This is a genomic window from Paenibacillus tianmuensis (genome assembly GCF_900100345.1).
GTDB classification, from domain to species: Bacteria; Bacillota; Bacilli; order Paenibacillales; family NBRC-103111; genus Paenibacillus_G; species Paenibacillus_G tianmuensis.
In genome coordinates this window covers 141,080-153,742 of sequence record NZ_FMTT01000008.1, presented here as the reverse complement: position 1 = coordinate 153,742, position 12,663 = coordinate 141,080, and the positions used below count along the sequence as shown (strand labels likewise).

Genomic DNA, 12,663 nt, shown 5'->3' with positions numbered 1-12,663 from the left:
CAACAGGAGCTCAAGGACCTCAGGGTGACCAAGGGCCACAAAGTGCAACTGGTGCAACAGGAGCTCAAGGCGGCCAAGGACCGCAAGGTGCAAGTGGCGCTCAAGGGCCACAAGGTGCAGCTGGTGTAACTGGTGCCACTGGGGCCCAAGGACCGCAAGGTGCAACAGGCGCTCAAGGGCCACAAGGTGCAACTGGTACAACTGGTGCAACTGGCGTTCAAGGACCGCAAGGTGCAACGGGCGCTCAAGGGCCACAAGGTGCAACTGGTGTAACTGGTGCAACAGGCGCTCAAGGTCCACAAGGTGCAACAGGCGCTCAAGGACCTCAAGGCGCTCAAGGGCCTCGAGGTGCAACAGGCGTTCAAGGGCCACAAGGTGCAACTGGTGCAACAGGCGTTCAAGGACCTCAAGGACCCCAAGGACCTCAAGGGCATCCAGGCGGCCCAAACTTCCAAGGACCTTAAGCTGTACGACCTTTATTTACAACAGATAAGTTCCAGCAATATGAACTGGCTGTCGAGGGCATCTCTCGGCAGCCTCTTTATTTAACCTATACCCGGAAAACTGTAAAACAACGAGGATACATCGTGATCAAACCTATACCTTCATCACATCGGCCATCTGGTCGTTGCCGATCTGGAGGAAGACAACAAGAGTATGAACCTGCACCCTCATCCCTATAGACGTTTAACCGGAAGACAAACGCATATCTTCGCAAAGATAGGTTTGTTCAACAAGCAATGCTTGGTACACGTACATAGAATTACTTATAAGGCAATGACTATGTAAGGAAAGGAAGAAGACCGAATGAAAGTTGTCATCTTGGCTGGCGGATTCGGCACGCGAATAAGCGAAGAGTCCCATTCCAAACCTAAGCCAATGATTGAAATCGGGGAAAAGCCCATGTTGTGGCATATTATGAAAATTTACTCCCACTACGGATTCAATGATTTTATCATTTGTCTTGGGTACAAAAAGGAAGTCATCATTGAATACTTTTCGCATTACCTTATGAACCAATCTCATGTCACTTTTGATTTCAGGGGGGGAAATGAAGCAATCATTCATCGCAGCGTCGCCGAGCCATGGAAAGTGACGCTTGTGGATACCGGATTGGATACACTTACCGGCGGCAGAGTCAAGCGGGTGGCCGATTATATCCAAAACGAGACGTTTATGCTGACCTATGGCGACGGTCTTGCTTCGATCGACATCAACAAACTGGTCGAGTTTCATAAGTCGCACGGCAAGCTGGCTACCGTAACGGCCACCCAGCCTTCAGGCCGGTTTGGCATACTGCGAATCAACGACCGCAACGTCGTCGAAAGGTTTCAGGAGAAGCCAAAGGGGGAAAACAGCTGGATTAACAGCGGATTTTTCGTGATGGAACCGGGGGTGCTCGAATGTATCGAAGGCGATCACACCGTCCTTGAAGAGGAGCCGCTGGAAGGTTTGGCCAGGGACCGCGAGCTCGTCGCTTATAAATTCGACGGGTTCTGGCACCCGATGGATACGCTGCGGGATAAGAACGATCTGGAACAACTGTGGAAAACGGGGAATGCGCCGTGGAAAAAATAACCGCCCACACGGCCGTTAAACCGACTGCATTGCCCCCTTTTTGGGAAAAGAAACGCGTTTTCGTCACCGGCCATACCGGCTTTAAAGGCGGCTGGCTTTGCATGTGGCTTCACCTGCTCGGCGCCGAAATCACCGGCTATGCGCTGAAGCCACCGACCCGCCCGAATTTGTTCGAGGAAGCCGGCATCTCCCGGTACGTGAACTCGATCATCGGCGATATCCGGGACCGCAGCCGTCTGCTCGAAGCGCTGCGTCAAGCCGATCCGCACATCGTCATCCACATGGCAGCGCAACCTCTTGTCCGCGACTCGTACCGAATGCCGGTGGAAACGTACGAAACGAACGTGCTCGGTACCGTGTATTTGCTGGACGCGGTTCGGCAGGTGAAGCAGCAGGGCGGAGCCATTAAGGCGGTCGTTAATGTGACCACAGACAAATGCTACGAAAACAAGGAATGGTCCTGGGGCTATCGGGAGTATGAGCCGTTCGGCGGTTATGATCCATATTCGAGCAGCAAGGCCTGCTCTGAACTTGTCACGGCGGCTTACCGCAGCTCCTTCTTCCACCCTGCCGATTATGCGCAGCACGGCGTTGGCGTGGCTACCGCCCGGGCCGGCAACGTCATCGGGGGCGGCGATTGGGCGACGGACCGGCTTGTCCCTGACTGCTTTCGCGCGCTGATGAGCGGCGATCCGGTCGTCATCCGCCATCCTCAGGCGATCCGCCCTTGGCAGCACGTGCTTGAGCCACTCAGCGGATACTTACTGCTCGCCGAGCGGCTCACGGACAACGGGGCGAAGTATGCCCAAGGCTGGAACTTCGGCCCTGGCGACGATGACGCGAAACCGGTCGAACGGATCGTCCGGCAAATGTGCAGCGACTGGGGAGAAGATGCCTCTTATGTGTTCCACAAAGCGGACAGTCTGCATGAGGCCCATTACCTGAAGCTGGACTGCTCCAAAGCAAAGCTTGAGCTCGGCTGGCATCCGCGGTGGAACTTGCAGACGGCGATCGGGAAAATTACGGAATGGATGCGCGCTTTCAAGGAGGGCCGAGATATCGAGGAAATCTCCTTCCGGCAAATCGAAGAATATCGGCGTGCAGGCGGTGATCCCCCCGATGAGAAGCGGTCATTGCGGAAATACTTCTTCGAGGATCGATAGAAGTTGAACGAGCTGAGTGTCAACGCTCACGTCATTTGTCGGTGCATTTATTACCGTCAATGACGTGAGCCTTTGTATGTCAGACGCGCGTCCCTCTTTTCGTTTAAAAATGGCTGTTTGACGCTTCGAACGGATTGGCCAAGTCCTGGTATTTACCCGGGTCTTCCTTATATTTTCGTTTGGTCGCCTGTTCGATAAATTCATTGCTGGAGAAGAAATCGTAGCTCCATAAAATGTCCTTTGCTTTGTTTCTGCCCATCTCCTCCAGTTCCTGCTCGTAAGCGGCAAGCAAACCATACATCGGATTCGAAGACTTCGGATAGCATTCCTTGACGGTTTTCTGCAGAAGCCCCCATAATCCGGAATAATGGAATATGCAAAGCGGCCGGTTATTCACGTAGTGATATCCGTTTTTGATATGGGTAAAATTGCGTTCCATCAGGTTCCAGACAGCCATGTTGTAGCCGGGATGCCGCCAAATATGCGCGTTGAAATAGACCGGGGCAAAATCGAGCCATGTTTGATCCGCAAAATATTTGTCGTCGAAGTAGCAGTAATTGTACAGCCGGTCGCCCCACCAGGCAAGGAAGCGTTCGGTTTCCTCCGATCGGGTGAACGCCAAAATCCCCGAGTTATAAATGCCGGCCAGCAAATAATCGTCATTATGCCCTTTCTGATCCAACACATGCGGCGTGATCAGAATGGAGTGCTTCTCCAGCATCTCAAACAATTCCTCAAACGGATGGTACACCCTCATATCCGTATCCAGATAAAGGAAAACGCGTTCGTCCGCATAGCGCCGCATGGCGTATTGAAGCAGGTACGGCTTCATAGCGGTCGTTCCTTCGCTAACGTTATATTTGAACATCATCTTCGGAAAATTCGGTACGCCGAGATCCTTGGCCAGCACGACTTCGTCAAAATACGGGAAATTGGCCAGCGGATGAACATATTTCTCGACCAGACAAACAACCACTCGGGCTTGCGGTTCATGTTCCTTGATCGAGCGAGCCATTACTTTCGCCCGGTGCAGATTACTTGCCGAGGTGACGGTACATACGATCATTGAGCGTCCTCCCCGATAGACAAGGGCGGCAGGGAGGACCGGCTCTTTCGTTTCCGCCAAGGCTGGAGCAAGAACAGGCGGCGTAGGCCGCTTTCTTCTCGCTCTTCTTTTTCGGCGCAGCCAGCCTTTTCTTCGCAGGACGGGCGTGCGTTTTTTCAGCCTTCTCGCTCGTCTGCCCGATCTTATGCCGGTTTTCCGCTTAAGTCCACGCTTTATCCGGGAACTCTTTTTTTTCGTACGGCTGCGAACCTTCATCTCTTCTACACACTCCTTTGTCCGTTGCTGCGCAAATATTCGAACAGCCAGCGAATGGTCTCTTCCAAGGTGCAGCTTTCATCCGGGCGGTAACCGAGATGCATCAGCTTGGAGGTCGATACCGAGAATAGGTTCGGCTTGTGCGGCTCGTCTCCGGCGACGATTAGCTCCGTTTCTTCCGAGAAGAGCTCCCGGTAGATGCGCTGTACCTTGCGGGCTATATCCAGAATGGAGAACGTCTGATTTGACCCGACATTATAAATCTCGTTTTCATCCGGAAACCGGCCGATGATGGCTTCGCAAGCCCTGGCTACGTTTTCTAAACTGACGAAGTTGCGGAACTGTTTGCCAGAAGAGCGGATCGTGATCATCCCGGAATCCAGCGCCTCTTTGCAAAAACAGGCCGGAACCATCGTCCATCGGTTGACCGTCGGCGAAAGGAAGCGGCCATGCACGTTGCCGGGCCGGATTACAGCGCCTCGCAGCAACCCTTTTTGCGCATACATGGCGACATATTGCTCGGCAAACAGATGGTTCAGCGCATAATCGTTTTGCGGGCGAATCGGCGTCGTTTCGGCGATTATCCCCTCCGGTTCGGTGCCATATACCTGCAGCGTCGAGAAAAACATAAACCACCCGATGCCGCTGCTCACGGCAAAGTCCAGCAGCTGTTTGGTCCCGACGACGGAAATCTCGATGCCGGACCGGAAGCTGCGCGATATGACTTCGTTGGCGGAAGCGAGATGGATGATCATGTCCGCCGATGCTCTCAAATGGCTCAGCTTTTCCGAAGTGACATCGCATTCGATATAACGGTCCGGCTGAAGTTCCTTAACGAACGCTTCGCTCAGCGTCCGGGAGAACGGGATCACCGAATGCCCACGGGCTTTCAAATAATGACACAGGTAGCTGCCGATAAAGCCGGTAGCCCCCGTGACGATAATACGCATAACCTCCCCCCGTTTCATCTGAACACTTTATTGGAAGCGGCGAATGGATTCGTCATAATCTCCTGAAAATAAGGGTTACTTTTAAATTTCGCCCGGCTCTCGGGCGTAATGCGTTCCCCGTTATCGTAGAAGTCGAAGCTCCAGGGGGTCAGGCTAATATTCTGAATGCCTGTTTCAGCCAAATCCTGGACGTACGTTTCCATTACAATTCTTGAGCTTTCCCGGTCGGCCACCCATTTGTTCAGACTCGACGGAAGGAAGTTTTCGTAATGCGAATAGTGGAATATGCAGAGCGGCTTGTCGGTCAGCCAGAGCTGACCGGCGGCCAGATGAAGCCCCTTCCTCGCTTGTTCGTGGATGTTCCAAAACGCCACATTGTAGCCGGGATGCTTAAACATATTCACATCGAAAAAGGACGGCGCCAGATCGAGCCACTTTTGGTCGGCAAAAAATTGGTGGTTGAAATAGCAATAGTGGTATGTTCTTTCCGCCCACCATTCGACAAACCTCATGGCTTCCTCGGATCTTGTTACTCCGACCATACCGGAATTGATCGACCCGTTAAACAGATGCACATCCCACAGACTATCCGCTTCAAGCTGCTGCGGCACCAGTACGATCCGGTTGGAGTCCATCGCGTCCATCAGCTCCCGGGGCGAGCGGAACAGTCTCATATCCGAGTCCAGATACACAAATTGCCGCTCGTTCGGATAATAGCTCATCAAATATTTCAACAGATGCGGTTTCAGCGAGGTGACGCCTTCAAACAAAACATATTTGAACAAATATTGGGCAAAATTCGGGATGCCCAAATTTGCTGCCAGCACAATCTGGTCGAAATACCGGATTTTAGAGGCGGACGGGTGCGTCTTCTTTTCCGCGAGGCAAACGATAACCTTGGTCCCGCTCATATGCTCCTTGACGGACTTGGCCATAACGGCGGCTTCATGCAGGTTGTCTGCGCAGGTTACCGTGCATACAATCATAGCCGTACACTCCTTTTTCTGCGAACAGGGATTATACGTAAAATTGGTTTGAAACGGTAAATGGGTTCAAAACGCGTTGCTTCTCCATCGGCATCGCTTTGTACGTTGCCCTCGCAGCATCGGAAATGCGCTCTCCGCTCTGATAAAAGTCATAGCTCCATGATGTCTGGGCTGGAATGATCCCGCTCATCGCCGAAAGCCTTGTCGTATACATGTGCCTTAATTTGTAGACAGGGTTGCTTTGATCCGGGAAAAAGGCGTTTAAGCTTTGATCGAGCAGCCCCATTAGGTTGAATAAATTGATGCATCTCAAGGGCAGCCCGCCGACCTCGTAGCCATGGGGAGCCCGGACGATCCTCCTCTTGCTCTCATGGAGGTTCCAGAAGCCGACGTTATAGCCGGGATGTCTCATGACGGCTGCATCAAAGCAAGCCGGGACAAAATTGAGCCATTTCTGGTCCAAAAAGACGCATTTCAGCGGGTCCTCATAATGGCTTGCGATCATGTCGGCCCACCAGCTTACGAAACGTTCCCCCTCATCCGACCGTTTGACAGCGACAAGCCCTCCGTGAAACGTTCCGTCCCGCAAGGCGCCGATTTCGGAGGCTGCATCGAATCCGACAGGTTCGAGCAAATGCGGGCTCAAAATAATATGGCTCGTTTGGAGCAAGGCGGAAAGCTCGCTGAACGGGCCTGTGATATACATGTTGGTGTCCACGTAGATAAAGTGCCTTTCATTTGGAAAGGAGCTGAGCAGATAGCGGAACAATTGCCCTTTGAGCGCCGATGCGCATTGCATAGGAGTGAATTTGAAGAGGTGCTGGTAAAAATCGGGGGCCCCGAGATGCTTGGCAAGAATAAGCACGTCTACGTACGGGGTGGCATCGATCTGGGGAGGAGCCTCCTCCGCCAGACAGACGACGACGACGGCATTTTGCATATGGTGTTTGACCGAATGGGCCATCAAGACCGCCTTGGGCAGATCGGCTCCGCTGACTATCGTGCTTATCAGCATAGGGTTCAACGTCCTCCTTCGCTTTGCCACCATTCCGCGTGGCTCACGTACCATTGCACGGTTTGTACAATGCCGTGTTCAAACCGGTAGGCCGGATTCCACCCGAGCTGCGAGCGGATTTTGCTTGAATCGATCGCATAACGCCGGTCATGCCCCAACCGGTCGGGGACAAACTGGATCAGCGAGGCCGGCTTGCCCAGCTCCTGCAAAATGCGGTGAACGAGCTCCAGGTTCGTTTTTTCGTTGCTGCCCCCGATGTTATATATCTCCCCCGGAATCCCCGCCTCAATCACCCTCTCGACCGCAGAACAGTGGTCGTATACATGCAGCCAATCGCGCACGTTCAGGCCGTCGCCGTATAGGGGAAGCGGCTCATCCCGGAGAGCCCGGGTGATGAGGGTCGGAATCAGCTTCTCTGGAAACTGGAACGGTCCGTAGTTATTCGAGCAGCGGGTGACGATCACGGGGAAGCCGTACGTTTCGAAATACGCGCGGGCCAGCAGATCCGCCCCCGCCTTGCTTGCCGAGTAAGGACTGTTGGGAGCAAGCGGCGTCGTCTCCGTAAAGAGCCCCTCCGGCCCAAGCGTACCATACACCTCGTCGGTGGAAATTTGAATAAACCGGGTGACGCCCTGCCGCCGTGCCGCTTCCAGCAGCACTTGCGTGCCAAGAACATTTGTTCTAACGAAGTTTTGCGGGTCCTCAATGCTGCGGTCCACGTGGGATTCGGCAGCAAAATGCACGACTGTATCGATCTGCGCTTCCGCCATCACCTTGGCGATAAAGTCCGTATCGGCAATATCGCCGCAAACGAAACGATAGTGCGGCCCCTCTTCCAGATCGGCCAGGTTGCGCAAATTTCCCGCGTAGGTCAGCAGATCAAGATTGACGACCATATCCTCGGGGTGGCGCTCCCGCCAATAACGCACGAAATTGCTGCCGATGAACCCCATCCCGCCGGTTACAAGGAGCCGCCTCATAGCGTAGCCTCTCCTGCCATTCGTTGGGCGGCCTCCCTGAACGAAAGGTGGGTCCCCGCATCGATCCACCATCCGCTCAGAATGCCATAGGAGAGCATGCCGCGGGCCGCATACCAATTGTTCACTTCGGTAATTTCCATTTCGCCTCTCGCGGAAGGCTGGATCGTTCGGATGATGTCAAACACCCCGGCGTCATACATATAAATGCCGGTCACACAGTAGGACGATTTTGGCAATTCCGGCTTCTCCTCAATCCGCACAATGCGCGAGCGGTCCATGACTGGCACTCCGTACCTGCGGGGATCTTCAACTTCTTTTAAGAACACGCGGGCTTGCTTTGGCTGTTCCCTGAAGCGGGCGAATTCTGCTGTTAGCGAGTCTTCGAACAGGTTGTCGCCGAGAAGCACGACGAATTTTTCCCCGGGATTCACGAAGTCCTCCGCCAAGGCAAGAGCCTGAGCGATGCCTCCCGGCTCTTCCTGCACTTTAAACGACATACGGACGTTCCACTCCCGGCCGCTGCCGATATAGTCCATAAACAATCCGCCGGAATGTTTTCCTGTAACGAGCAAAATATCGGAGATTCCCGCCTCGGCCATTTTGGAAATCGCATAATGAATCATCGGGTAAGGACCGACAGGCAAGAGATGCTTATTAAGAAACCGGGTCATCGGCTTTAGCCGGGTACCTGATCCTCCGGCAAGAATGACTCCTTTCATTAAGAGGTTGCCCCTTTCTGCACAATGGTTGACATATTTTTTACCATAGTAAAATGATATGCCCCCATCGATGGAAGCTCATAGACGCTTATCTCATAAGGCGAAAAAATTGGCTCTTGTCCTTGATCTTAAAAATGAGTTGCTGGCATAGGCATTATAGAAGTAATTAAATGCCGGGAGGAATGCCTATGTCGGATCTGTTCGTTGCCCGTTCGTTAGAAGAAATAAGGTTTTGGTCCCGTATAATGAAGGAACATTCCTTTTTTCTCAGGCTGGGGTTCAGATGTGAAGATACTCAGTTGATTTATGAGGCTACTCAATTTTACGCTGTATTTGAAGAAGTTGAACGAAAATCGCACGCTTATGGAGCGAATACAGATCCGCAGACGATTGGCCAATTTAATATGGAAGTATACACGGCGGTTAGCCATATTTGGGCTTTTAAAAGAAAAGTATTGGGTTTGATCTTGAGCTGTCAATTACCTGGGGCAAACAACTTCCCGCTATTAGTTGATCATATAAGCCGCGAAGCAAACTATTTTAGGAACCGATTAGCTGAGTTGAATGCCGGACAGCTGGAACCGCTTCCCGATGCCATTATCGACGAAAACGTATTTTTCTTAAAAATCATGGCCGACCATGCCAAATTTATCGGTCATTTGCTTGATCCGTCCGAACGAAAGCTGGTGGATCAAGCGCGGGACTTCAGCCATGATTTTGACCAGCTTGTCTTTCAAGCCATAGATCTAAGCTCCATGCGCCCCCAATCCCAGACGGTTCCTCTGCTGAGCCAATTTGTCGATCAGAATAAAGTATCCGTCAAGTCTTTGCGCGATTTTAAGAAAACAGCCCGCGATTTAATAAACGACTGTCGTATAAAAAGCATTATTCATCCGCTGTTAGCTGATCATGTATTTAGGGAAGCCGAGCATTTTCTTGTCATTCTTGATATGTTTGAACAATATTTAAGAGGCCACGATGGATCGAATTCATAATGACGACGGGCAAATGAACTGGGTTAACCGATATTCCTAGTGATTTAGGAATCATCGGTTTTTTTATTTCAAAAATGCTTGGCAAAAAAAATGTTGAACTATAGGTTTACACCGTGTTTGGAATTTATATGGATCATACAATGTTAAAAAAATATGAAGGTGAAAAGAGGATGCCCGTGGGAATCGGAAAAATGAAAAAACATAAGGAAATGCTGCGACGTTCCGTTTTGCGGCGCCATCTGCCTGAAACGCACTGGTTTACCCGTGCGAGGGCTTTGCGGATGCTGAGATCGTACTCGAGGATTTTCATCAAACCCAATCATGGCAGCGGGGGAACCGGTATCGTCAGAGTCAAGAGGCTCCGAAGCGGCTACGAGGTCCGGTGCGGTCTTAAACGCACATACGTCGGTTCCGCCTCTTTGTATAAGGCGATTAAGTCTTATTTGAAACCATCCGGGCGATATCTTGTGCAGAGAGGACTTCGTTTGGCGAAATACAAGGGCTCGATTTTTGATGCCAGGATCTACATGCAGAAACCGAAGAAGAAATGGAGCATTTCCGGCATGGCTGCCCGCGTGGCCGCACCGCACCGCTTCGTTACAAATTATCAAAAAGGCGGACACGGAGTGAAGCTTAAACGAGTGCTGTCGAGACTTTTTAAGAAAAGAAAAAAAGTAAAAAGAACGATAAAAAAAATAAAAAAGATATCCCGTCTCATAGCTAGAACCATCAACAAACGGCATTCGATTCGTGAACTGGGAGTTGATCTTGGGATTGAGAAAAACGGCCGTATATGGATTATCGAAGCCAATTCAAGGCCCGGCCATATGTTGTTCACTCAACTTTCCAACAAGACCCCGCTGTATAAAATTATGAAAAACAAGCGCTTGATTCGGAGACGGTATTTATGAATTGGAAAGGAAATCAGCCCATGAAAAAGACAGAACAACTAAAACAAATGATCAATTCTCCAAATTTGGAGTTTATCATGGAAGCCCATAGCGGGCTGTCGGCTGCCATTGCCGAAGAGGCCGGGTTCAAAGGGATTTGGGCCAGCGGATTATCCATCTCCGCAGCCATGGGAGTAAGGGACAACAATGAAGCTTCCTGGACGCAGGTGCTGGATGCTTTGGAATTTATGAGCGACGCGACGTCTGTTCCAATCTTGCTTGACGGGGATACCGGCTACGGAAACTTCAACAATGCCAGAAGATTGGTTAAAAAATTGGAACAGCGCCAAATTGCAGGGGTTTGTATCGAAGATAAGCTCTTTCCGAAAACGAACTCCTTCATTCATGCCAAAGCTCAGCCGCTTGCCGATGCGGATGAATTTTGCGGCAAAATTAAAGCCATGAAAGATACGCAATCGGACGAAGATTTTGTCGTCGTGGCAAGGGTGGAAGCGTTCATTACAGGATGGGGGCTGGAAGAGGCATTGCGGCGAGCGGAGGCATACCGGCAGGCGGGTGCTGACGCTGTTCTCATTCACAGCAAGCGGTCGGACATCGCGGAAATCGAATCGTTTATGAAGGAATGGGGCGGAAGACTGCCGGTCGTGATCGTGCCTACGAAATATTACACGACGCCGACTGTCCGGTTCCAGGAGCTCGGGATCAGCCTCGTCATCTGGGCAAATCACAATTTGCGGGCATCGATTGAGGCGATGAAAAAAGTATCCGGCCAAATTTTTCAGGAGAAGAGCCTTGCCCATGTCGAAAACGGTGTCGCTACGCTTGAGGAAGTATTCAGGCTTCAAAGAGCCGACGAGCTTCAGGCGGCAGAGCAAAAATATCTTCCTTCGACGGACAAAGATTCGGATGAACGCTCATGATCAACACGAAATTATTTGGAAAGGAAATAAAAAATCTGGGGTATCAGTTGTTCAGCGGCGTTCCGTGCTCTTTTTTGAAAAATTTAATCAACTATGCCATCAATGAATGCGAATACGTTGCAGCAGCAAATGAAGGAGATGCGGTGGCCATTGCATCCGGCGCCTATGTGGGGGGCAAGAAGTCGGTTGTTCTCATGCAAAATTCGGGTCTGACCAATGCCGTGTCCCCCTTGACCTCGCTTACCTATCCGTTCCGGATTCCGCTGCTTGGATTTGTCAGTCTCCGCGGGGAAGCGGGTATTCCCGATGAGCCTCAGCATGAGCTGATGGGCAGAATCACAACCGGGCTGCTGGATTTGATGCAAGTGGAGTGGCAGTATTTGTCTAACGATTTGGAGGAGGCCAAGCGTCAACTGTTACAGGCTGACGAGCATATCGCGAACGACCGTTCATTTTTCTTTGTCGTTCGAAAAGGGACGTTCGATGAAGAGAGGTTGCAAAAGCAACAATCGTCGATCCATGCGAATCAACTCACAACGCACCGTCATGCGGAGCTTCAAATGCCGACGCGGTATGAAGCTTTAACCGTCATCAATGCTTTGAAGGACAGCCAAACCGTTCAGCTTGCCACAACCGGAAAAACCGGGCGGGAATTATACGAAATCGAAGATGCCGACCACAACCTGTATATGGTAGGCTCCATGGGCTGCATCGGTTCTTTTGGACTTGGGATGGCCTTGACCCAAAGCAGCAGGGATATTGTGGTGATTGACGGAGACGGCTCCTTGCTTATGCGAATGGGAAGCTTGGCTACAAACGGTTATTACCATCCGTCCAATATGATTCATATTGTGCTTGATAACAACGCACACGATTCGACAGGAGGACAAAGCACGGTATCCCATAACAGCGATTTCGTCGCCATTGCCGCTTCCTGCGGCTACATGAAGTCGCTATATATTCATAATTTAGAAGAATTAGAGGCTTCCTTGAGCGAATGGAAACAAACGAAGGGCTTGACTTTTCTATATATGAAAATAGCTAAAAAATCCAAGGAGCAGCTTGGACGTCCCCATATGAAGCCTTACGAAGTAAAAGAACGGCTGCAGCGGTTTTTGAAATAGA

Annotated in this window: 12 protein-coding genes and 1 pseudogene; 7 read left to right on the top strand and 6 right to left on the bottom strand. The window is 51.2% G+C overall.

All coding sequences use genetic code 11. The features are described 5' to 3' along the window. The 3 genes and pseudogenes from BLO51_RS31160 to rfbG all read left to right on the top strand — a co-directional run. Positions 1–458, top strand: a pseudogene (locus tag BLO51_RS31160) (Gly-Xaa-Xaa repeat protein); the annotation flags it as partial. Between the two features lie 349 nt (positions 459–807). Then, the gene (gene rfbF, locus BLO51_RS08225) at positions 808–1,578 is read left to right on the top strand and encodes a glucose-1-phosphate cytidylyltransferase (RefSeq protein ID WP_090669587.1); all 771 of its coding nucleotides are present in this window, start codon (positions 808–810) and stop codon (positions 1,576–1,578) included. After that, complete coding sequence (gene rfbG / locus BLO51_RS08220) at positions 1,566–2,741, top strand: CDP-glucose 4,6-dehydratase (protein ID WP_245719577.1); 1,176 nt, start codon at positions 1,566–1,568, stop codon at positions 2,739–2,741. The genes rfbF and rfbG overlap by 13 nt, the downstream gene beginning before the upstream one ends. Before the next feature lie 103 nt (positions 2,742–2,844). On the opposite strand, the gene BLO51_RS08215 is transcribed toward rfbG, so the two are convergent. The 6 genes from BLO51_RS08215 to BLO51_RS08190 form a co-directional block, all read right to left on the bottom strand. After that, positions 2,845–3,807 (bottom strand): glycosyltransferase family protein, encoded by a 963-nt coding sequence (locus tag BLO51_RS08215; RefSeq protein ID WP_090669584.1) that lies wholly within the window; start codon positions 3,805–3,807, stop codon positions 2,845–2,847. A 260-nt stretch (positions 3,808–4,067) separates the two neighbouring features. Then, entirely contained in the window at positions 4,068–5,012 is a 945-nt protein-coding gene (locus BLO51_RS08210) for an NAD-dependent epimerase/dehydratase family protein (protein WP_167670135.1), read from the bottom strand. 14 nt (positions 5,013–5,026) lie between these two features. After that, positions 5,027–5,998 (bottom strand): putative nucleotide-diphospho-sugar transferase, encoded by a 972-nt coding sequence (locus tag BLO51_RS08205; protein ID WP_090669578.1) that lies wholly within the window; start codon positions 5,996–5,998, stop codon positions 5,027–5,029. A 31-nt stretch (positions 5,999–6,029) separates the two neighbouring features. After that, entirely contained in the window at positions 6,030–7,013 is a 984-nt protein-coding gene (locus tag BLO51_RS08200; RefSeq protein WP_090669575.1) for a hypothetical protein, read from the bottom strand. Positions 7,014–7,018: 5 nt separating this feature from the next. Beyond that, the gene (gene rfbB, locus BLO51_RS08195) at positions 7,019–7,993 is read right to left on the bottom strand and encodes a dTDP-glucose 4,6-dehydratase (RefSeq protein WP_090669572.1); all 975 of its coding nucleotides are present in this window, start codon (positions 7,991–7,993) and stop codon (positions 7,019–7,021) included. After that, on the bottom strand, positions 7,990–8,712 hold the full coding sequence (locus BLO51_RS08190; RefSeq protein WP_090669569.1) for a sugar phosphate nucleotidyltransferase: 723 nt from the start codon (positions 8,710–8,712) through the stop codon (positions 7,990–7,992). The genes rfbB and BLO51_RS08190 overlap by 4 nt, the downstream gene beginning before the upstream one ends. A 188-nt stretch (positions 8,713–8,900) precedes the next feature. Between BLO51_RS08190 and BLO51_RS08185 the strand changes: the two genes are divergently transcribed. From BLO51_RS08185 to aepY, 4 genes are all read left to right on the top strand, one after another. After that, positions 8,901–9,707 (top strand): DUF2935 domain-containing protein, encoded by an 807-nt coding sequence (locus BLO51_RS08185; protein ID WP_174551212.1) that lies wholly within the window; start codon positions 8,901–8,903, stop codon positions 9,705–9,707. A gap of 176 nt (positions 9,708–9,883) precedes the next feature. Next, on the top strand, positions 9,884–10,618 hold the full coding sequence (locus tag BLO51_RS08180) for a YheC/YheD family protein (protein ID WP_425415803.1): 735 nt from the start codon (positions 9,884–9,886) through the stop codon (positions 10,616–10,618). Positions 10,619–10,638: 20 nt separating this feature from the next. After that, positions 10,639–11,538: a phosphoenolpyruvate mutase gene (aepX, locus tag BLO51_RS08175; protein ID WP_090669647.1), complete on the top strand. Its 900-nt coding sequence runs from the start codon at positions 10,639–10,641 to the stop codon at positions 11,536–11,538. Next, positions 11,535–12,662: a phosphonopyruvate decarboxylase gene (aepY, locus tag BLO51_RS08170; RefSeq protein WP_174551211.1), complete on the top strand. Its 1,128-nt coding sequence runs from the start codon at positions 11,535–11,537 to the stop codon at positions 12,660–12,662. Before aepX ends, aepY begins: the two co-directional genes overlap by 4 nt. Position 12,663: the final 1 nt, after the last annotated feature.